Origin of the sequence: Nocardioides pini (assembly GCF_026712185.1) — a bacterium.
GTDB classification, from domain to species: domain Bacteria; phylum Actinomycetota; class Actinomycetes; order Propionibacteriales; family Nocardioidaceae; genus Nocardioides; species Nocardioides pini.
This window is the reverse complement of the sequence record NZ_JAPPUX010000002.1, coordinates 356,084-375,952: the sequence shown is the minus strand read 5'-3', so window position 1 is coordinate 375,952 and position 19,869 is coordinate 356,084. Positions and strand designations below refer to the sequence as shown.

Annotated in this window: 18 protein-coding genes and 1 tRNA gene; 14 read left to right on the top strand and 5 right to left on the bottom strand. The window is 70.4% G+C overall.

Annotated elements, in window-relative coordinates:
- The first annotated feature begins 23 nt into the window (after nucleotides 1-23).
- The gene (locus tag NYO98_RS07950; RefSeq protein ID WP_268111046.1) at nucleotides 24-1,508 is read left to right on the top strand and encodes a glutamate synthase subunit beta; all 1,485 of its coding nucleotides are present in this window, start codon (nucleotides 24-26) and stop codon (nucleotides 1,506-1,508) included.
- Between the two features lie 155 nt (nucleotides 1,509-1,663).
- The gene (gene pyk, locus NYO98_RS07945) at nucleotides 1,664-3,112 is read left to right on the top strand and encodes a pyruvate kinase (protein ID WP_268111045.1); all 1,449 of its coding nucleotides are present in this window, start codon (nucleotides 1,664-1,666) and stop codon (nucleotides 3,110-3,112) included.
- Between the two features lie 8 nt (nucleotides 3,113-3,120).
- Here pyk and NYO98_RS07940 read toward each other — a convergent pair whose 3' ends face one another.
- A complete protein-coding gene (locus NYO98_RS07940; RefSeq protein WP_268111043.1) occupies nucleotides 3,121-3,861 on the bottom strand; it encodes a helix-turn-helix domain-containing protein in 741 nt (246 codons plus the stop codon).
- Nucleotides 3,862-3,907: 46 nt separating this feature from the next.
- Nucleotides 3,908-3,980: transfer RNA gene (locus tag NYO98_RS07935), tRNA-Leu, on the bottom strand.
- Between the two features lie 41 nt (nucleotides 3,981-4,021).
- Between NYO98_RS07935 and NYO98_RS07930 the strand changes: the two genes are divergently transcribed.
- From NYO98_RS07930 to NYO98_RS07900, 7 genes are all read left to right on the top strand, one after another.
- Nucleotides 4,022-4,669: an ANTAR domain-containing response regulator gene (locus NYO98_RS07930; RefSeq protein ID WP_268111042.1), complete on the top strand. Its 648-nt coding sequence runs from the start codon at nucleotides 4,022-4,024 to the stop codon at nucleotides 4,667-4,669.
- Nucleotides 4,670-4,868: 199 nt separating this feature from the next.
- Nucleotides 4,869-6,026 carry a branched-chain amino acid ABC transporter substrate-binding protein gene (locus NYO98_RS07925; RefSeq protein ID WP_268111041.1) on the top strand — a complete coding sequence of 386 codons (1,158 nt, stop codon included), beginning with the start codon at nucleotides 4,869-4,871 and terminating at the stop codon, nucleotides 6,024-6,026.
- 94 nt (nucleotides 6,027-6,120) lie between these two features.
- The gene (locus tag NYO98_RS07920) at nucleotides 6,121-7,092 is read left to right on the top strand and encodes a branched-chain amino acid ABC transporter permease (protein WP_268111040.1); all 972 of its coding nucleotides are present in this window, start codon (nucleotides 6,121-6,123) and stop codon (nucleotides 7,090-7,092) included.
- Entirely contained in the window at nucleotides 7,089-8,228 is a 1,140-nt protein-coding gene (locus NYO98_RS07915) for a branched-chain amino acid ABC transporter permease (RefSeq protein ID WP_268111038.1), read from the top strand. The genes NYO98_RS07920 and NYO98_RS07915 overlap by 4 nt, the downstream gene beginning before the upstream one ends.
- Nucleotides 8,221-9,156, top strand: a complete 936-nt coding sequence (locus tag NYO98_RS07910; protein ID WP_268111037.1) for an ABC transporter ATP-binding protein — start codon at nucleotides 8,221-8,223, stop codon at nucleotides 9,154-9,156. The genes NYO98_RS07915 and NYO98_RS07910 overlap by 8 nt, the downstream gene beginning before the upstream one ends.
- A 1-nt stretch (nucleotide 9,157) precedes the next feature.
- Nucleotides 9,158-9,856, top strand: a complete 699-nt coding sequence (locus NYO98_RS07905; RefSeq protein WP_268111036.1) for an ABC transporter ATP-binding protein — start codon at nucleotides 9,158-9,160, stop codon at nucleotides 9,854-9,856.
- Between the two features lie 105 nt (nucleotides 9,857-9,961).
- On the top strand, nucleotides 9,962-10,516 hold the full coding sequence (locus NYO98_RS07900) for a GNAT family N-acetyltransferase (protein ID WP_268111035.1): 555 nt from the start codon (nucleotides 9,962-9,964) through the stop codon (nucleotides 10,514-10,516).
- Between the two features lie 37 nt (nucleotides 10,517-10,553).
- Here the strand turns inward: NYO98_RS07900 and NYO98_RS07895 are convergent, their stop codons facing one another.
- Nucleotides 10,554-10,997, bottom strand: a complete 444-nt coding sequence (locus NYO98_RS07895; protein ID WP_268111034.1) for a hotdog fold thioesterase — start codon at nucleotides 10,995-10,997, stop codon at nucleotides 10,554-10,556.
- Nucleotides 10,998-11,038: 41 nt separating this feature from the next.
- Between NYO98_RS07895 and polA the strand changes: the two genes are divergently transcribed.
- Nucleotides 11,039-13,741 (top strand): DNA polymerase I, encoded by a 2,703-nt coding sequence (gene polA, locus NYO98_RS07890; RefSeq protein WP_268111032.1) that lies wholly within the window; start codon nucleotides 11,039-11,041, stop codon nucleotides 13,739-13,741.
- On the opposite strand, the gene NYO98_RS07885 is transcribed toward polA, so the two are convergent.
- Nucleotides 13,735-15,003 (bottom strand): lipopolysaccharide biosynthesis protein, encoded by a 1,269-nt coding sequence (locus NYO98_RS07885; protein ID WP_268111031.1) that lies wholly within the window; start codon nucleotides 15,001-15,003, stop codon nucleotides 13,735-13,737. The two genes, polA and NYO98_RS07885, sit on opposite strands and share 7 nt — an antisense overlap.
- 25 nt (nucleotides 15,004-15,028) lie before the next feature.
- Here NYO98_RS07885 and NYO98_RS07880 point away from each other — a divergent pair, with 25 nt between their 5' ends.
- The 3 genes from NYO98_RS07880 (at nucleotide 15,029) to NYO98_RS07870 (ending at nucleotide 17,862) form a co-directional block, all read left to right on the top strand.
- Nucleotides 15,029-16,735, top strand: a complete 1,707-nt coding sequence (locus tag NYO98_RS07880) for a hypothetical protein (protein WP_268111029.1) — start codon at nucleotides 15,029-15,031, stop codon at nucleotides 16,733-16,735.
- A gap of 78 nt (nucleotides 16,736-16,813) precedes the next feature.
- Nucleotides 16,814-16,972 (top strand): DUF2613 family protein, encoded by a 159-nt coding sequence (locus NYO98_RS07875; protein ID WP_268111028.1) that lies wholly within the window; start codon nucleotides 16,814-16,816, stop codon nucleotides 16,970-16,972.
- Complete coding sequence (locus NYO98_RS07870) at nucleotides 16,969-17,862, top strand: decaprenyl-phosphate phosphoribosyltransferase (protein ID WP_268111027.1); 894 nt, start codon at nucleotides 16,969-16,971, stop codon at nucleotides 17,860-17,862. The genes NYO98_RS07875 and NYO98_RS07870 overlap by 4 nt, the downstream gene beginning before the upstream one ends.
- A gap of 26 nt (nucleotides 17,863-17,888) precedes the next feature.
- Here NYO98_RS07870 and NYO98_RS07865 read toward each other — a convergent pair whose 3' ends face one another.
- Nucleotides 17,889-19,061 carry a glycosyltransferase family 4 protein gene (locus NYO98_RS07865; protein ID WP_268111025.1) on the bottom strand — a complete coding sequence of 391 codons (1,173 nt, stop codon included), beginning with the start codon at nucleotides 19,059-19,061 and terminating at the stop codon, nucleotides 17,889-17,891.
- A gap of 111 nt (nucleotides 19,062-19,172) precedes the next feature.
- Between NYO98_RS07865 and NYO98_RS07860 the strand changes: the two genes are divergently transcribed.
- The gene (locus NYO98_RS07860) at nucleotides 19,173-19,862 is read left to right on the top strand and encodes a class I SAM-dependent methyltransferase (RefSeq protein WP_268111024.1); all 690 of its coding nucleotides are present in this window, start codon (nucleotides 19,173-19,175) and stop codon (nucleotides 19,860-19,862) included.
- Nucleotides 19,863-19,869: the final 7 nt, after the last annotated feature.

The window sequence follows — 19,869 nt, the reverse complement described above, 5'->3', positions numbered from 1 at the left end:
TCCTGCGAAGAAGGTGAACCAGCATGGCTGACCCGAAGGGCTTCCTGAAGCACGGCCGCGAGGTCGCCTCCCGTCGCGAGGTCGCTGAGCGCGTCCAGGACTGGGACGAGGTCTACCCGGACGGCATCGGCCGCGCGCTGCTGCCGATCATCAACACCCAGGCCGGTCGCTGCATGGACTGCGGCATCCCGTTCTGCCACCAGGGGTGCCCGTTGGGCAACATCATCCCCGAGTGGAACGACCTGGTCTGGCGCGACGACTGGGACGGCGCGATGGACCGGCTCCACGCGACCAACAACTTCCCGGAGTTCACCGGTCGCCTGTGCCCGGCCCCCTGCGAGACCGCCTGCGTGCTGGGCATCAACCAGGACCCGGTGACCATCAAGAACGTCGAGGTCTCGATCATCGACCGCGCCTGGGGCTCGGGCTACGTCCGGCCGCAGCCGCCGGAGTGGCTCTCCGGCAAGACCGTGGCCGTCATCGGTTCCGGGCCCGCCGGCCTCGCCGCCGCCCAGCAGCTCACGCGCGCCGGCCACACCGTCGCGGTCTACGAGCGGGCCGACAAGATCGGCGGCCTCCTGCGCTATGGCATCCCCGAGTTCAAGATGGAGAAGAAGCACCTCGACCGCCGCCTCGACCAGATGCGGCGCGAAGGCACCGTCTTCCGTGCCGGGGTCGACGTCGGCGGCGACCTGACGGGCGACAAGCTGCTCGACCGGTACGACGCCGTGGTGCTCGCCATGGGCGCGACGGCCGCCCGCGACCTGCCCGTGCCCGGCCGCGAGCTCGGCGGGATCCACCAGGCCATGGAGTTCCTGCCGCAGGCCAACCGCGCCGCGCTCGGCGAGGCCCCGACCGCGGACGGGTCGGAGCAGGTCGTGGCGACCGGCAAGGACGTCGTCATCATCGGCGGCGGCGACACCGGCGCGGACTGCCTCGGTACGTCGATCCGGCAGGGTGCCCGCTCGATCACGCAGCTGGAGATCATGCCGCGGCCCGGCGAGGACCGTCCCGACGGCCAGCCGTGGCCGACGTATCCCATGACCTTCCGGGTGTCCTCGGCCCACGAGGAGGGCGGCGACCGGCTCTACGCCGTGTCGACGCAGGAGTTCGTGGGCGACGCCGACGGCCACGTGTCCGCCCTGCGGCTCGTGGAGGTCGATGCGTCGTTCCAGCCCGTCGAGGGCACCGAGCGCGAGATCCCGGCCCAGCTGGTGCTGCTCGCGATGGGCTTCACCGGTCCCGAGCGCACCCGGCCCGAGGGGCCCGGCCTCATCGACCAGCTCGGTGTCGACCTCGACGAGCGCGGCAACGTCAGGCGCGACGCGTCGTACGCCGCCTCCGTCCCCGGCGTCTACGTCGCCGGCGACGTGGGGCGCGGGCAGTCGCTGATCGTCTGGGCGATCGCCGAGGGCCGCAGCGCGGCCGCGGCCGTCGACGCCTACCTGACCGGCTCGACCACGCTCCCGGCGCCCATCAAGCCGCACGAGCGCCCGCTCGTCGTCTGACCCTCGCGTCGTCCGATCCGCTGTAACGCCGGGTTGAGGCGTGTACCCACCCGGATATATCCGGGTGGGTACACCCACCAACCCGGCGTTACAGCGAGTCCACCTGCCGGGGCGCCCTTGCTTGGAACGATCCAATCTCCGATAAGGTGAGGACCGTGCGTAGAGCAAAGATCGTCTGCACCCTCGGCCCCGCGGTGAACACCCCCGAGGGGATCCGGTCCCTCGTCGAGGCCGGCATGGACGTCGCGCGGCTCAACATGAGCCACGGCGCCTACGCCGACCACGAGGCGGTCTACCGCCTGGTGCGGCGGGCCTCCGACGACTCCGGCCACGCGATCGGCATCTTCGCCGACCTGCAGGGGCCGAAGATCCGCCTCGAGACGTTCGCCGACGGTCCGGTCAAGCTCAAGCGTGGTGCCACCTTCACCATCACCACCCGCGACGTCGAAGGCACCGCCGAGATCTGCGGCACCACCTACAAGGGCCTTCCCGGCGACGTGAAGGCGGGCGACCCGCTGCTCATCGACGACGGCAAGGTGCGGCTCAAGGTCATCTCGGTCGACGACACCGACGTGGTCACCGAGGTCGTCGTGCCCGGCAAGGTGTCCAACAACAAGGGCATCAACCTGCCCGGCGTCGCCGTCTCGGTGCCCGCCCTGTCCGACAAGGACACCGAGGACCTGCGCTGGGCGCTCCACCTCGGCGTCGACTTCATCGCCCTCAGCTTCGTGCGCAGCGCGGCCGATGCCGAGGACGTGCGCGTCGTCATGCGCGAGGAGGGGATCACCGTCCCCGTCATCGCCAAGATCGAGAAGCCGCAGGCCATCGACAACATCGACGAGATCGTCGACGCGTTCGACGGCATCATGGTCGCGCGCGGCGACCTGGGCGTGGAGTGCCCGCTCGAGGACGTGCCGATCCACCAGAAGCTGATCATCGACAAGGCCCGGCGCAACGCCAAGCCGGTGATCGTCGCCACCCAGATGCTGGAGTCGATGATCACCTCGCCCGCGCCGACGCGCGCCGAGGCCAGCGACGTCGCCAACGCGGTGCTCGACGGCGCCGACGCGGTCATGCTGTCCGGCGAGACGAGCGTGGGGGAGTACCCCACGGTCGCCGTGGAGACGATGGCCCGGATCGTCCAGTCCACCGAGGAGCACGGCCTCGGCCACATGGCAGAGGTGGCGTGGGAGCCGCACACCCGCGGCGGCATCATCGCCAAGGCGGCCGCCGAGGTCGCCGAGCGTGTCCAGGCGAAGTACGTCGTCGCCTTCACCACGAGCGGTGACTCGGCCAAGCGGCTCTCCCGCTACCGCGGCCCGATCCCCGTCCTCGCCTTCACCCCCGAGGCCCGCACCCGCTCGCAGCTCGCGCTGACCTGGGGGGTCGAGACGTTCCAGGCGGGACAGGTCGAGCACACCGACGAGATGGTGCGACAGGTCGACGAGGCGCTGCTCGCCATCGGGCGGGTCGAGGAGGGCGACCTCGTCGTCATCATCGCCGGCAGCCCGCCCGGCATCCCGGGCTCCACCAACGCCCTGCGCATCCACCGCATGGGCGACGCGATCAACGAGATCACCCCCGCCTACCGCCGCGACCGCTGACCACCGGGTCAGCTCTTCGGGCCGACCAGGGCGTCGAGCGACGCGACCGCGTCCCGTCTCGAGACCGACACGGTCCACGGACCGGATCGCCGCCACGGGACTCCGGCGAGGTCCAGGGCCCAGCAGCACAGGAGCAGGATGTCCTCGGACCGGTTGCTGAACTGCCAGCGCGCGTAGTCGTAGCGTCGCTTCTCGCCCGCGACGACCCGCGTGGCCCAGTTGTTGACGCGCGCCCCGTCGGAGTGGAACAGGCCGCGGAGGAAGGGGCCGGGGAAGGCCCGTGCGACCTCCTCCCGCCAGTCCGCGAGGACGATGTCCCGCTCGTGCTTCCGTCCCGGCCCGTGCTGGGGGAACAGGCAGGGCCAGTGCTTCCAGTTGCTCTGGACCACGGTGGTGCCCGGCGCGCTGATGGCGAACACGCCACCAGGGCTGAGCGACCTCATGAGCGCCGACACGTCGCGGACGACGCCGGGGAGCGCGGCGTCGCACGAGACCCGAAGGGTGGTGTGGGTGCCGTGACGGGAGACGCAGCCGTCGCCGAGGTAGAAGCCGAGCAGGGCCGAGTAGTCACCGCTCGGCCACGGCACCGCGGAGCAACACACCACGCAGCCCGGATCGATCCGAGGTGTGGTGGCGAGCCACGACCGGATCGTCGATCGGGCAATCCCCGTCTCCCGGCTCGCCTCGCTGAGTGTCGCACCACGAGCGAGCAGGTCCATCACGCGGGCGCGTTCCGGGAGTCCGTGCACGGTCGAGATCCTGGTGCCGTGCACCGACAGCGACGGCGCGACGCGGTGCCCCGGGTGAGATTCGAACTCACACTGAATGCTGTTTGAGAGCATCGCCTCTGCCGTTGGGCTACCGGGGCGGAATCGGCTTCGGAACCCTATCCGAACTAGCCTTGCCGTCGTGACGCAGCCCGTTGACAGCAGCACCCCCGCAGACGGCGTACGCCGGGTCGTGATCGCCGAGGACGAGGCGCTCATCCGCATGGACCTCGCCGAGATGCTCGGCGAGGAGGGGTACGACGTCGTGGGCCAGGCCGGCGACGGCCAGCGGGCCATCGAGCTCGCGCGCGAGCTGCGCCCCGACCTCGTCATCCTCGACGTCAAGATGCCCGTGCTCGACGGGATCGCAGCTGCCGAGACGATCGCGGGGGAGCGGATCGCGCCGGTCGTCATCCTCACCGCGTTCTCCCAGCGCGACCTGGTCGTGCGGGCGCGCGACGCCGGGGCGATGGCGTACCTCGTCAAGCCGTTCCAGCGCGGCGACCTGGTGCCCGCGATCGAGATGGCGGTCAGCCGCTACGCCGAGATCGCCGTCCTGGAGCGCGAGGTCTCCGACCTCCAGGAGTCCCTGGCGACGCGGAAGTCCGTCGACCGCGCCAAGAGCGTGCTGCAGGAGAAGCTGGGCCTCAGCGAGCCCGACGCCTTCCGCTGGATCCAGAAGACCGCGATGGACCTCCGCCTGTCGATGAGGCAGGTCGCCGACGGCGTCGTGGAGCACGGCGTGGCCGGGCTGGCCGGTGGCGACGCCGGCCCCGCAGCCCGGTCCTGAGCCAGCGCTCGTCAAGGTCTCCTCAAGGCGGGAACCGCATCCCGTGTTTCGGGTGCGTTTCCGGTACAGACCGGTTGGTCACGAAACGGCAACGGCAGGCAACTCACGAGGCTCAATCGTGTCCCGCGCCACATCCCGGGTGTTAGGTTCCCGCCACGAGGCTGCCGAGGTGGACAGCCCAGAGACGTACGGAGGATCCATGATCCGCTCATCCAAGACGTGGCAGGCTGTCGCGTTCACGGCCGTGGCCGGCCTGGCGCTCAGCGCCTGCGGCACGACCGACACCGGCGGTGGCAGCGACGGCGGCGGTGGCGACGACTGCACCTTCAAGATCGGTGCCATGGGCGCGCTGTCGGGTGCCAACGCCAGCATCGTCATCCCGTCCGTCGACGGCGCCGAGCTGGCGCTCGACCAGTGGGACAACGACGAGTGCGACGTGACCCTCGAGCGCTTCGACACCGAGGGCGACCCCGCCAAGGCCACGCCGGTCGCGACCCAGATCGCCGGTGACGAGTCCTTCATCGGTGTCATCGGTGGCGCGTTCTCGGGTGAGACCCGCGCGACCAAGAGCATCTACCAGGACGGCGGCGTCCCGATGATCAGCCAGTCGGCGACCGCCACCGACCTGACGCAGGAGGACCCGGTCGAGGTGTTCCACCGCCTCGTGCCGTACGACGACTACCAGGGCGCGGCGATCGCCAAGTACCTCACCGACGAGGTCGGCGCCAGCAAGGTGTTCGTCGTCGACAACTCCGAGGCCTACGGCGAGCCGCTGGCCGACCGTGTCGAGGAGACCCTCGGCGACGCGATGGTCCAGCGCGACAAGACGCAGGTCGGCCAGACCGACTTCGCCCCGACGATCTCCAAGATGGAGTCGGCCAAGCCGGACGCCATCTTCTACGGCGGCTACATCGCCGAGGCGGCGCCGCTGCTCAAGCAGATCCGTGACGCCGGCATCGACGTGCCGTTCGTCGGCGGTGACGGCCTCTACGGTGCCGACTTCGGCAAGGCCGTGGGCGACGCCGGCGAGGGCGCGGTCGTGATGTGCCCCTGCGCCCCGATCGAGGCGGACAGCACCTTCGCCGCCGACTTCGAGGAGGCCTACGGCGGCGCGCCCGGCGCCTACGCAGCCGAGGGCTACGACGCGATGAGCGTCTTCCTGGCCGCGCTGGACGACGGTGCCCGCACCCGCGAGGACGTCCTGGCGTTCGTCAACGACTACCAGGGTGAGGGCCTCAGCAAGGACATCGCCTTCGACGACAACGGTGACGTCCCGGCCGAGCAGGTCTCATACTGGGCCTACAAGAACGAGGGCGGCACGCTGACGCCCGAGGTCGAGGTCAAGCCCGAGAGCTGATCGAGGCACCAGCATGACACCGCGGGGGCGGCCGGGACTCGGCCGCCCCCGCTCCATGGCCCGGACCGGGCCGCACTACTGGGAAGGGCCCTGAGTGGACTTCGACGCCCTGATCAACGGGTTGGACCGTCACACGCTGGACGGCATCACCCGCGGATCCATCTACGCGCTCGTCGCGCTCGGCTACACCATGGTGTACGGCGTGATGAAGCTGATCAACTTCGCCCACTCCGAGGTGTTCATGGTGGGCACCTGGACCGTGCTCGGCACCTACACCGTCCTCGGCGCGACCGCCGGGATGGGGGTGGGGATGGTCATCGCGGCGACGCTGCTGGCGCTCCTCGCCGCGATGCTCGCCTCCGCCGGGACGGCGCTCGCCGTCGAACGCATCGCCTACCGGCCCCTGCGCAAGAAGGGCGCTCCGCCCCTCATCTTCCTCATCACCGGCATCGGCTGCTCGCTCGTCCTGGTCGAGACCTTCGGCCAGGTGCTCCGGGCGTTCTTCGGACCGCCGTTCGGCCGCGTGACGGTCAACATCCCGTCGGTGATCGAGACGAAGGTCGTCTTCACGATCCCGGGCATCGACCTGCCCGTCACCAACACCCGGCTGCTGATCATCATCGGCGCCATCGTCATGATGATCGCGCTGGACACGTTCGTGAACAAGAGCCGCCTCGGCCGCGGAGTCCGCGCCGTCGCGCAGGACCCCGACACCGCCTCCCTGATGGGCGTCAACCAGGAGCGCGTCATCATGCTCGTCTTCGTGCTCGGTGGCGCGATGGCCGGCGTCGCGGCCCTGCTGTTCACCATCCAGTACGACATCACGAAGTTCGACATCGGCTTCATCATCGGCATCAAGGCGTTCACCGCCGCGGTCCTGGGCGGCATCGGCAACCTGCGCGGTGCGCTGGTCGGCGGCCTGCTGCTCGGCGTGGTCGAGGTGTACGCATCGCAGATCTGGGACTCCAGCTGGACCGACGTCACCGCGTTCATCGTCCTCGTCCTGGTCCTGATGTTCCGGCCCACCGGACTGCTCGGTGAGTCCCTCGGAAAGGCACGCGCATGAGCCAGATCCTCGACTCCTACCGCGGGCTCCAGCTCGGCAACCGCTGGGACCGGGCTCCCAAGTGGTTCCGCACCGTCGCGCTGCTGCTGGTCGTCGCCTTTGCGTTCTACCTGCCCTTCCTCAACATCCTGCCGTTCGCCTACATCCGCACCGACCTGAACCCCACGGGCTCCGACTGGGCGAGCGTGCTGTTCCTCATCGTCGTCTACATGATCGCGGCCGTCGGGCTCAACGTCGTGATCGGGTTCGCCGGACTGCTCGACCTGGGCTACGTCGGCTTCTACGCCCTCGGCGCCTACTCGGTGGCCCTCTTCGGGTCGCCGTCCTCGCCCGTCGTGCAGGCACTGCAGTCGCGGTTCGACCTGTCCGAGGAGTGGGCCGTCCCCTTCGTGATGTGCATCCCCATCGCCATCGCGATGTCGCTGACCGCGGGCGTGATCCTCGGTGCCCCGACGCTGCGGCTGCGAGGGGACTACCTCGCGATCGTCACCCTCGGGTTCGGCGAGATCATCCGCATCACCGCGCGCAACCTCGACAACGTCACCGGCGGTGCCGCGGGCATCACGCAGGTCCCCGTGCCTCCCGGGCCGGAGATCGACGGACGCTCGTTCTTCAACACCATCGACGCCGAGCGCTGGTACTGGCTGGCCCTCGTCATCCTCATCCTCATCGTCTGGCTGGCCAGTCGCCTCGAGCACAGCCGCGTCGGTCGTGCCTGGCTCGCCATCCGGGAGGACGAGGACGCCGCCGCAGTGATGGGCGTCGCGGGCTTCAAGTTCAAGCTGTGGGCCTTCGCCATCGGCGCGTCCGTCGGCGGTCTGGCCGGGCTGCTGTTCGGCAGCAAGCAGCAGTACGTCGAGCCCAACGCGTTCATGCTCAACCTGTCGTTCCTCTTCGTGGCCATGGTGGTCATCGGTGGCTCGGGCAACATCGTCGGCGTCCTCGTCGGTGCGTTCCTGCTCACCTACCTCCCCGAGCGGTTCCGTGAGCTCCAGGAGTGGCGCCCGTTCGCCTTCGGCCTGGCGCTCGTGCTGGTGATGGTCCTCCGGCCCCAGGGCCTGGTGCCGAGCAGACGGCGAGCCGCAGAGATCGAAGACCGACGACACGAGGCCGAGGAGGCTGCCGCAGATGCCTGAGCACGAGATCGTGGGCGCCGAGGAGCTCAAGGACACCTCCGACCACGACAAGATCGCGATCGAGACCTCGGGTGCCGTGGGTGAGGTCCTCCTCGAGGTCGACCACGTCACCCTCCGCTTCGGCGGCGTGGTGGCGCTCAACGACGTCAACTTCGACATCCGCCGCGGCGAGATCCTCGGCCTGATCGGGCCCAACGGCGCCGGCAAGACCACCTGCTTCAACGCGATGACCGGTGTCTACACGCCGACCGAGGGCACGATCCGGTTCAAGGACCAGGAGATCGCGGGCACCAAGCCGCACAGGATCAACCACCTCGGCATCGCCCGTACGTTCCAGAACATCCGGCTCTTCCCGGAGATGTCGGCGCTGGAGAACGTCATGGTCGGGTGCGACGCCCGACACAAGACGAGCGTGCTCGGTGTGCTGTTCCGGGCCTACCGGGTCCGTCCCTCGGAGGGGGAGCTGCCGAAGAGCGGCATCCGTCGCTCGTTCGCCAAGGTGTTCGGCATCAGCCGGCACACCCTGGAGGAGCGGGCGGGTCGCCGCCGCTCCATGGAGCTGCTGCGCTTCGTGGGAATCGCCGACCGGGCGCACGAGGTGGCCCGCAACCTTCCCTACGGCTACCAGCGCCGCCTCGAGATCGCCCGAGCCCTGGCCACCGAGCCCGAGCTCATCTGCCTGGACGAGCCGGCCGCCGGCTTCAACCCTGCGGAGAAGGAGGACCTCATGGGCCTCATCCGCCGCATCCGCGACCTGGGTCACACGGTCCTGGTCATCGAGCACGACATGAAGCTGGTCCTCGGCGTGACCGACCGGATCGTCGTCCTCGAGTTCGGCCAGAAGATCGCCGAGGGCACCCCGGAAGAGGTCGCCCGCAACCCGAAGGTCATCGCCGCCTACCTGGGAGAGCCCGACGATGCTGCTTGAGATGAAGGACGCCGTTCTCAACTACGGCAAGATCCAGGCCCTCCACGGGATCACCGTGGAGGTCAACGAGGGTGAGGTCGTCTCCCTCATCGGGGCCAACGGCGCCGGCAAGACCTCGACCATGCGCGCGCTCTCGGGCGTGCGCGGGCTGTCGGCAGGCTCGGTCGTCTTCAACGGCGAGGACGTGACGAAGATGCGGGCCGACCAGCGGCTGCGCAAGGGGCTGGTGCTGTGCCCCGAGGGCCGGGGGATCTTCCCCGGGATGACGGTCACCGAGAACCTCAACATGGGCGCCTACACCCGCAAGGACAAGGCAGCCGTCGACGAGGACTACGACCGGGTCTTCGGCCTGTTCCCGCGGATGGAGGAGCGGAAGAAGCAGGTCGCCGGCACGCTCTCGGGCGGTGAGCAGCAGATGCTCGCGATCGGCCGCGCCCTGATGTCGCGCCCCAAGCTGCTGATGCTCGACGAGCCCTCGATGGGCCTCGCCCCCATGCTGATCCAGCAGATCTTCGACATCATCACCGAGATCTCGCAGCAGGGCACGACGATCCTGGTGGTGGAGCAGAACGCCAAGCAGGCGCTCTCGCGCAGCGACCGGGCCTACGTGCTGGAGACGGGCAACATCGTGAAGACCGGCACGGGTGCCGAGCTCCTCGACGACCCCTCGGTGCGCGAGGCCTACCTCGGCGTAGCCTGATCCCGGCAACGGGGATAGGGTTCGTCCCGGCGTGGTGCCGCGAGAGGGCGGCAGGGGGCCACGGTCGGAGCACGAGGAAGTGGTGTGTCGATGAGTCGGACGCCGGTGACCGTACGCGTGGCGGAGGCCACGGACGTCCCCGCCCTGCGCGAGCTGTGGAGCGACATCCTGCGCCGTGGCGCGCTCGACGAGCAGCTCGCCGACGTGGCCGGGATCGTGACCACGGCCGAGGCCCGCGAGGACCAGTGCGTGGTGGTGGCCGAGGTCGACGGGGAGGTCGCCGGTGCGGTCTACCTCGAGGCGACGACGTTCACGCCGATCAACCTCGAGCGGGCCGTCCTCGCGGTCTCGCCCCACGTGTTCACCCGGTTCCGGCGCAAGGGCGTGGGCAGCGCGCTGATGGAGGCGGCCTGCCGGTTCGCCGAGCAGCACGGCATCACCCACGTCCAGACGGCGGCGGCCGCAGAGGCGCGCGACGCCAACCGGTTCATGGCGCGGCTGTCGTTCACGCCTCAGGCGACGCTGCGCGCCGCCACCACGAGCGCCGTGCGCGCCCGGCTGCCGCAGTCGCGGCAGGCCACCCAGGCGGCCACCAGCCGCCAGCGGATCGACCGGGTCCTCGCGGCCCGCCGGATCCGCCGCGAACGCGTCCCCGGCTGAGCCCGGGGGACGTCGCCCACGGCCGGCGCGTCGTGCGTCAGGCCTTCGGTGCGTCCAGCAGCGCGCACGTGATGCGGGAGGTGCACACCCGCCGGTCCTGCTCGTCGGTGATCACGACGTCGTACGACGTCGAGGACCGGCCGAGGTGGATGGCGGTCGCGACGCCGGTGACCACGCCGGACGTCGCCGCGCGGTGGTGGGTGGCGTTGATGTCGACCCCGACCGCGATCTTCGCCGGGTAGGCGTGGATGGCGGAGCCAATGGATCCGAGGGTCTCGGCGAGCACGACCGACGCTCCGCCGTGGAGCAGCCCGAACGGCTGGGTGTTGCCCTCGACCGGCATCGTCGCGACCACGCGCTCCGCGGAGACCTCGACGAGCTGCACGCCCATCTTGTCGTTGAGGCGGCCGTTGCCGTCGGGCAGGAACGCCAGGAGGTCCTCCACGCTGAGGTCGGCCAGGGACGCAGGTGTCTCGCTCATGCGGTCATTCTGCTGTCGGTGGCGGCCGATAGAGTCGGCGGGTGCCTGAGACGAGCGAGTCGACCCGCCCCCGCCTCCTCCTGCTGGACGGCCACTCCCTGGCCTACCGTGCGTTCTTCGCGCTCCCGGTGGAGAACTTCGCGACCGCCTCCGGCCAGCACACGAACGCCGTCTACGGCTTCACCTCGATGCTGGTCAACGTGCTGCGCGACGAGCAGCCCACCCACGTCGCCGTCGCCTTCGACAAGTCGCGCCAGACGTTCCGCCTCGAGCAGTACAGCGACTACAAGGCCAAGCGCAACAAGACCCCCGACGAGTTCGGCAGCCAGCTGCCCCTGATCCGCCGGGTCATCGAGGCGCTGCACATCCAGCACCTCTCGATGGAGGGCTACGAGGCCGACGACATCATCGCCACGCTCGCCACCCAGGCGCTGGCCGAGGGCATGCAGGTCCTGATCATGACCGGTGACCGCGACTCGATCCAGCTCGTCACGGACGACTCGACCGTGCTCTACACGATGCGCGGCGTCAGCGAGCTGGCGCGGCTCACCCCCGCGGCGGTGGAGGAGAAGTACGGCGTCCCGCCCCACCGCTACCCCGAGCTCGCCGCGATCGTGGGGGAGACCTCCGACAACCTGCCGGGCGTCCCGGGGGTCGGTCAGGGCTACGCCGCGAAGTGGATCAACCAGTTTGACGGACTCGACAACGTCATCGCCCGCGCCGACGAGATCACCGGCAAGAAGGGGGAGGCGCTGCGCGCCCACCTCGGCGACGTCATCCGCAACCGTCAGCTCAACGCCCTGGTGCGCGACCTGACGCTGCCGGTGCGCCCGGACGGCCTCGCCCGGCAGCCGTGGGACCGCACCGCCGGCCTCGAGCTCCTCGACGAGCTCGAGTTCCGCGGCGAGCTGCGCACCCGGCTGCTCGACACGATCGACCCCGACCCCACCGACGTCGCGGAGGCGGAGGCCGGCTTCGAGCTCGACGGTCGTCGCCTGGGCGCGGGCGAGGCCGCCTCGTGGCTCGCGGAGCACGCGCCCGCGGGCACGCGGGTCGGGGTGGCGGTGCAGGGCAGCTGGCGCGCCGGCACCGGTGAGGTCCTCTCCGTCGCCGTGGCCACCCGCGAGGGGCAGGCGGCCTGGATCGACGTGGCGGAGATCGGCGCCGACGACGACGCGGCGGTGGCGGCGTGGCTCGCCGACCCGGACCGCCCGAAGGCGATCCACGACGCCAAGGGCCCCCGGTTGGCGCTGGCCGCCCGCGGCTGGGACCTCGCCGGCCTCGAGGTCGACACCGCCCTGGCGGCCTACCTCGTCCAGCCCGACCAGCGCTCCTACGACCTCGCCGACCTGACCCTGCGCTACCTCAAGCGCGAGCTCCGGCAGGACACCGTCGACGCCGACCAGCTCAGCTTCGACGCGATGGACGACACGACGGCCAGCGACACCGCGATGCTGACCGCCCGGGCCGTCCTCGACCTCGCCGACGCGCTCGACGACGCGGTCGAGGAGCACGGCGGGACCAGGCTGCTCCGTGAGGTCGAGCTCCCGCTCATCGGCACCCTCGCCCGCATGGAGCAGGTCGGCATCGCGGTCGACACCGACTACCTCGAGGGCCTCGAGTCGGAGTTCAGCGACCAGGTGCGCGCCGCGGCCACCGACGCCTACGACGTCATCGGCAAGGAGATCAACCTCGGCTCGCCGAAGCAGCTCCAGGTGGTGCTGTTCGACGAGCTCGACATGCCGAAGACCAAGCGCACCAAGACCGGCTACACCACCGACGCCGACGCGCTGCAGCAGCTCTTCGAGAAGACCGAGCACCCGTTCCTGCAGCACCTGCTGCGCCACCGCGACGTGATCCGGCTGCGCCAGACCGTCGAGGGCCTGCTCAAGACCGTCGCCTCCGACGGCCGCATCCACACGACCTACAACCAGATCATCGCGGCCACGGGCCGCCTCTCCAGCACCGACCCGAACCTGCAGAACATCCCGATCCGCACCGAGGCGGGTCGCCGCATCCGCGAGGGGTTCGTCGTCGGTGAGGCCGGCGAGTCCCTGATGACGGCCGACTACAGCCAGATCGAGATGCGGATCATGGCCCACCTGTCCGAGGACGCGCTTCTGATCGAGGCGTTCCGCTCCGGGCAGGACTTCCACTCCATCACCGCCGCCCGCGTCTTCGGCGTCGCTGCCGAGGACGTCAGCGTCGAGCAGCGCGCGAAGATCAAGGCGATGAACTACGGCCTCGCCTACGGCCTGTCCGCCTTCGGCCTCTCCCAGCAGCTGCGCATCTCGACCTCGGAGGCCAAGGGCCTCATGGACGAGTACTTCGAGACCTTCGGAGGCGTCCGCGACTACCTCGGCGGGATCGTCGACGAGGCGCGTCGCTCGGGCTTCACCGAGACCATCCTGGGGCGGCGCCGCTACCTCCCCGACCTGACGAGTGACAACCGCCAGCGTCGCGAGACGGCTGAGCGGATGGCCCTCAACGCGCCCATCCAGGGCTCGGCAGCCGACCTGATCAAGGTGGCGATGCTGGGCGTCGAGAGCGCCCTCGCCGAGCACGGCCTGCGCTCGCGGATGCTGCTGCAGGTGCACGACGAGCTGGTGCTCGAGGTGGCCTCGGGGGAGCACGACGCGCTCGCCGAGATTGTCCGCGCCGAGATGGGCGGGGCGGCCGACCTGACCGTCCCCCTCGACGTCTCCATCGGCACCGGACGCAGCTGGCACGACGCGGCTCACTGAGCGGTCGAGCGCTCCCTGAGCTTGACGAAGCTGATAGGCACCAGCGCCGCGAGGAGGACCATGTCGACGGTGAGCACGACGGCGAGGAGCTGGCCGACGGTGGAGACGATGGTCGCGGCCAGCACGACGACGACTCCGAGCGCCGCCCACAACAGCGCCATCGACACCCTGTCCTGGCGGGCCAGCACCGAGTAGACGAGCAGCTGCAGGAGCGCCATGCAGGTGCCCAGCAGCGCGAAGACCCACAGCAATCCGCTCACCTCGTCGTACTGCTGTCCGCCGGCGAACACCAGCACGAGGTCGGGGAACAGGGCCGTGGCGAGCACGCACGCCCCACCCAGCGCGCCGACGAGCAGCATGCTGGTGGCGAGGGCGCGCCCTGCGTTGCGGCTCGTCGACATCGACGGGAACGCGACGACGACCACGAACTGGGGGAGGAACATCACGGCGCGGGAGACGATCAGGCCGGCGGCGTAGAGGCCCGAGTCGTGCGAGTCGAGCACCGAGCGCCCGACGAGCATGTCGACGTTGGTGAGGGCGAAGTAGGCGAACAGTGCCTGCGAGTTGAGGACGGCCTCCTTCACCATTAGGAGCAGCCCGTGACGCTCGTGGGTGTCGCTGTACTCGCGGCCCTGCCTTAGCACGGCGAGGCCGTAGAGGAGCGGGACATAGAAGCCCAGGGCGACGCCGAGGAAGGCCATGAACTCCGTGGGCCGCCAGAGGATGAGCGCGAGACCGATGACGAGCCGCGGCACGCCCGAGAGCACGTACATCGTCGCGAGCTCGCGCCAGCGCCGCTCGCCCTGCAGGACCCCCATCTGCGCGCCCGTCATCGTCAACGGCACGGCCGCGACGGCGACCAGCATGGCCGTCGGCATGCTGTCGAGGTCGAGCAGGTGGTCGATCAGCGGGGACGCGAGAAGCAGCACACCGCCCAGCAGCAGCGACGCCCTGGCGGTCACCCGCAGGATCCCGCGCTCGATCTGGCCGGTGTGGGTGGGGTCGGCGCTGATACGGCGCGCAGCCGTCGCCTGCAATCCCAGCATGACCACGCCGACGATCATCAGGAGGTTCATCAGCGCGAAGTAGGCGCCGTAGGGGACGGGACCGATGATCCGTGCCGCGGCCATGGTGAACGCGTAGGTGGCGACGTTCATGAGCATCATCGCGACGGCGATCTGCCCGCTGCCGGTCAGCAGGCCACGGGACCCGCCGCGGGAGCCGGCGACCTCGTGCGACCGGCCGCGCGCTCGTGTGGACATGCGGCACACCCTAAGGTGTCGCACCGTGGAACCACGGGTCGAGGGGGCGATGCCTCGCGCGCGGGTGCTGCTGTGGCCAACGGCCTGGGCAGCCGTGCTCGCGGTGCTGCTGCTCGGCGGCGCGCTGGGGCCCGGCTACGTCCTCAGCTACGACATGGTGTGGGTCCCCGACCTGGCCCTCACGCGCGACGTCCTCGGCCTCGGGTCAGCGCTGCCGCGCGCCGTGCCCTCCGACGCGGTGGTCGCCGCCCTCGACGAGGTGCTCGGCGGCGCGGTGCTCCAGAAGGTCGTCCTGGCCGGCACGCTGATGGCAGCTGGCACAGGCTTCGCCGCGCTCGTACGTCACCGCACGACCACTGCCCAGCTGGTGGCGGTCAGCGTGGGCATGTGGAATCCGTTCGTCGTGGAGCGCCTGCTGCTCGGCCACTGGCCGCTGCTGATCGGGTACGCCGTCATGCCGTGGCTGGTCGTCGCCCTGCACGACATCGAGACCGGGCGCGCCCGCCTGCCTGCTCGCGTGCCCCTGCTCGTCGTGCTGGGCAGCCTGAGCGCCAGCGCGGGCCTGGCAACGGCGCTGGTCGCGTTCGCCGTCACGGGACGGCGGCTGGGGCGCAGGGGCTCGGCTCTGCTGGCGGCGTGTGTGGTCGGGGCCAACGCGCCGTGGATCGTGGCCGGGCTCGTCAGCCCCGCGACGTCGGCGTCCGACCCCCTCGGTGCCGTCGTCTTCGCCACGTCGGACGAAGGGCTGATGGCGGGACCGGTCGCGGCCCTGTCCGTCGGCGGGGTGTGGAACGCCGAGGTGGTGCCGGGATCGCGGTTGGGTCTCGCAGGTCTGGCGTTCACGCTCCTCCTCGTCTGCGCGGCCGTCACAGGTGCGGTCCTCGTCGCCCGCGGCGAGCGCGAGCCACGCCTGCGGGGGCTGTTCACGTGCTGGTGCGTCGGCTGGGGGCTGGCGGTGGTCAGCTGGGCGGCGCCGGGGGCCATCGGCTGGCTGGGTGACAACGTCCCGGCCGGGGGGCTCTTCCGCGACGGCTCTCGCCTGCTGGGGCTCACGGTCCCCCTGGTCGTCGTGCTGGTCGCTGTGGCGGTCGACGGACTCGTCCGGCTGCCCGAGCGGGGTGCGGTCGTCGTCGTCGGGGGAGTGCTGGCGCTGCTTCCCGTGTCACTGATGCCGGACGCGGCATGGGGTGCGGGGGGCAGACTGGACGCGGTCCACTATCCCGCGGCCTACGACGACGCGAGGTCCGCCGTGGCCGGGGCACCGCCGGGCGACGCCGTGTCCCTGCCGTTCGTGTCCTACCGTGCCCCGGCCTGGAACGGTGGCCGTCGGGTGCTCGATCCGCTGCCGCGCTACCTGGACCGCCCGACGGTCGTCAACGACGAGCTCGTCGTCTCGGGACGCGCCCTGGCCGGGGAGGACCCGGCGTCGGCCGCCGTCGCTCGCGCCCTGCGGGAGCCGACACCCGCGGAGCGCTCGGCCGCGCTCCGCCGAGTCGGGGTGTCCGTCGTCGTGGCGGAGCAGATCGAGGGCTATCAGGTGCCCGTCGTGGAGGGTCGGCGCGTGCTGGCCGGCGGCCTGTCGGTCACCACGCTCGGCGCCGCGCCGGCGCGCACGGTGTCCGGAGGCCGCTGGGCTGCGGTGCTCCTGGCGTGGGGGGCGTGGCTGTCCGTGCTCCTGGTCTCCTTGGCCTCGCGCGTCAGGCGCGGACGGGCGACGGTGACTCGCCAGTAGGTCTCACGTCGCAAATTGCTCCGTGACGCCGTGCGACTGGTACGGTGACCGTCACCACTTGGGAAGGACATCCGCATCATGGGTTCTGTCGTTGCACCGATCGTGAGCATCGTTGCCGGCGCCATTCTCGGCGTCTCGACGATCATGGGCGTCGTGTCGTCCCAGACCGCGCCGCCCGACAACTCACCGGGCAACGCCGAGCTTCCCACGCTGGAGTACGGCACCACCACCGAGTGACGTCGGGAGCGACCTCGACGTCGTCCAGGCCCTTGCCGGCCCTGCTGAGGGCGGTTCGCCCCAAGCAGTGGGTCAAGAACCTCCTCGTTCTCGCCGTCCCGCTCGCCTCGGGCAAGATCGGGGATCCCGGCGTCCTGGCGGGTACGTTGCTCGCCGGTGTCGCGTTCTGCCTCCTCTCGTCGGCCGTCTACCTCGTCAACGACAGCATCGACGTCGAGGCTGATCGGCTGCACCCCCGCAAACGCCTGAGGCCGATCGCTGCGGGCGAGGTCTCCATGTCGACGGCTCGCGTCGTGGCCGCGGTCCTGGCGCTGCTCGGCCTCGCGCTCGCTGCCCTCGGCGGAGTTCAGCTCTTCGCCGTGCTCGTCGGCTACATCGTCCTCCAGCTCGGCTACTCGCTGGGCCTCAAGCACGAGCCGGTCCTCGACATCCTGTTGGTGACGAGTGGCTTCGTCCTCCGGGCGGTCGCCGGGGGTGCGGCCTCGGACATCTACGTCTCCCAGTGGTTCCTGCTCGTCGCGGGCTTCGGGTCACTGTTCATCGTGTCCGGGAAGCGCTACTCCGAGCTGCACACGCTCGGGCCCGACTCCGGGACGCGACAGGCACTGGTGCGCTACTCGGCGACCTACCTGCGCTTCGTGTGGGGCGTCGCTGCGGGCGCGACGCTGCTGGCCTTCTCGCTCTGGGCCTTCGAGAACCCCTCCGAGGGGACCCTGCCGTGGGCGACCGTCTCGATCGCGCCCTTCGTCGCTGGCGTGCTTCGCTACGCCGTCGACATCGACGCAGGCACGGCTGCTGAGCCCGAGGACATCATCTGGGCCGACCGGGTCCTGCAGGCGATCGGCGCCGTGTGGTTGCTGGTCGTGCTGCTCGGCGTCCTCGACGTCTGAGCGGTGTCACGACCCGGTCCACTGGCTCAGAGCGGGTCCTGCCCGGCAAGGTGGTGGCGCTCCAGCACCTCGGAGACGACCGTGCCGAACGAGTGCTGCGCGCGGTCCCAGGTGAAGCGGTGGCTCATCTCGCGAGCGCCGACCGACAACGTCTCGCGCAGCTCGTCGTCGGCCAGGACGCGGCGCAGCGACGCCGTGAAGTCGGCCGTGTCGTGGGCCAGGAGCCCGGAGACGCCGTGGGTGATCGACTCTCGGGTGCCCCCGGCCGCGGCGTACGCCACGGTGGGCGTGCCGTGCATCCCGGCCTCGCCCACCACGAGCCCCCATCCCTCCTTGAGGGACGGCAGGGCCATGACCCAGGCGGATGCGTAGATCTCGTTCCTGCGGTCCTCGCTCACGTGCCCCTCGAAGACGATGGCGCCGCTGTCGCGGTCGAGCCCGCGGCGAGCCAGCGCCCGATCGGCGTGGTCCCTGAGCTCGTGCTCCCACCAGCCGGAGCCTGCGACCGTCAGGGTGAGGTCGGGCCACGTCTCCTGCAGCTCCGCCCACGAGTCGATCGCGTGCTCGACCTGCTTGTGGGGCACAAGGCGGCCGACGACGCACAGGGAGGGGTGGGCGGTCCTCGGCACGGCCAGGTCCGGCGCGACGTCGGTCCCGTTGTGGACGACCGCGAGGTAGTCGGGGACCACGCCCTGCTCGACCAGCTCGTCGCGCGTCGCGGTGGAGACGGCGACGTACTGGCAGCCGCGGTAGAGGCGCGGGGCGACGCGGCGCTCGATGAACCACCCGATCCTACCCACCATCCCCGGGTAGACGACCGGCCACTGCTCGCGGTGCACGTGGTGGACCAGCACGATCACCGGGGCGCGCGTCCCGAGCCTGGTGAAGAAGGGCAGGCCGTTCTGGACGTCGACCACCGCGTCGACCCTGCCGAAGCGCCGCGTCACCAGGAGGAGCAGGCCGCGGGCGTAGATACCCATCTTCGAGCCGCGCCGCACGAAACGGATCCCGTCGCGCACCTCGTCGCGCGGAGCGAGACCGTGCTCTGCGCAGTAGATCGTCACCCGAGCCCCCTGGGCGACCAGCCCGGCAGCGACGCGTTCGAGGTAGAGCTCCGCGCCGCCACCCTCCGGATTGGTGGTGTCGCGCCAGCTGAAGCACACGACGTGCCGGCCCGTCAGGTCGGGATCAGGAAGCATGCGGGCGACGTTATCGTCTGTCCGCCCGGCTATGTGACTGTCGGGTAAGGTCTGCGCGTGCCACCGTCGGGAGTCTCGTCCAGAGCCTGGGCGCCGACCCTTCGCCGGTCCGTGCGCCTGCTTCTGGAGTTCCGCCACGAGCAGACGGATCCGGGGCGCTTCTACGGTGTACTGGCCGACGACTCCGTCCGGATGCTGGCCAGCTACACGCCGCTGGACGGGACCACCCTGCTCGACGTCGGTGGGGGACCAGGGTACTTCGCCGACGCGTTCGCGAGGGCCGGCGCGACGTACTTCTCGATCGACGTGGACTCCGACCTCGCCGACGAGTCCGGCCGTAGCCGGCGGGTCGTCGGCACCGGTGCGCAGCTCCCGTTCCGGGACGAGGCGTTCGACGTCGTCTACTCGTCCAACGTCCTCGAGCACGTGTCGGAGCCCTGGACCGTTGCCGAGGAGATGTTGCGGGTGCTCCGCCCAGGAGGCATGGCGTTCATCAGCTACACGGTCTGGTTCGGACCGTGGGGAGGTCATGAGACCGCTCCCTGGCACTTTCTCGGCGGTCACCGCGCCCGCCGTCGATACCGGCGCAAGTTCGGCACCGAGCCGAAGAACCGGTTCGGCGAGACCTTGTTCGCCGTGACGGTCCGGGACGGCATGCGCTGGGCTGACGGTCAGCACCCGATGGAGGTGGTCGACCTGACTGCGCGGTACAACCCGCGGTGGGCGCACTTCCTGCTTCGGGTCCCGATCCTGAGGGAGGTGCTGACGTGGAACCTGGCGATCGTGATCAGGAAGCGCTGAGGTTCCG

Bases quoted from the DNA above. Each gene is read 5' to 3' on its own strand.
- NYO98_RS07950 (WP_268111046.1), top strand. From the start codon at position 24: ATGGCTGACCCGAAGGGCTTCCTGAAGCACGGCCGCGAGGTCGCCTCC.
- NYO98_RS07925 (WP_268111041.1), top strand. From the start codon at position 4,869: ATGATCCGCTCATCCAAGACGTGGCAGGCTGTCGCGTTCACGGCCGTG.
- NYO98_RS07915 (WP_268111038.1), top strand. From the start codon at position 7,089: ATGAGCCAGATCCTCGACTCCTACCGCGGGCTCCAGCTCGGCAACCGC.
- NYO98_RS07910 (WP_268111037.1), top strand. From the start codon at position 8,221: ATGCCTGAGCACGAGATCGTGGGCGCCGAGGAGCTCAAGGACACCTCC.
- NYO98_RS07905 (WP_268111036.1), top strand. From the start codon at position 9,158: ATGAAGGACGCCGTTCTCAACTACGGCAAGATCCAGGCCCTCCACGGG.
- NYO98_RS07895 (WP_268111034.1), bottom strand. From the start codon at position 10,997: ATGAGCGAGACACCTGCGTCCCTGGCCGACCTCAGCGTGGAGGACCTC.
- NYO98_RS07885 (WP_268111031.1), bottom strand. From the start codon at position 15,003: ATGTCCACACGAGCGCGCGGCCGGTCGCACGAGGTCGCCGGCTCCCGC.
- NYO98_RS07875 (WP_268111028.1), top strand. From the start codon at position 16,814: ATGGGTTCTGTCGTTGCACCGATCGTGAGCATCGTTGCCGGCGCCATT.
- NYO98_RS07865 (WP_268111025.1), bottom strand. From the start codon at position 19,061: ATGCTTCCTGATCCCGACCTGACGGGCCGGCACGTCGTGTGCTTCAGC.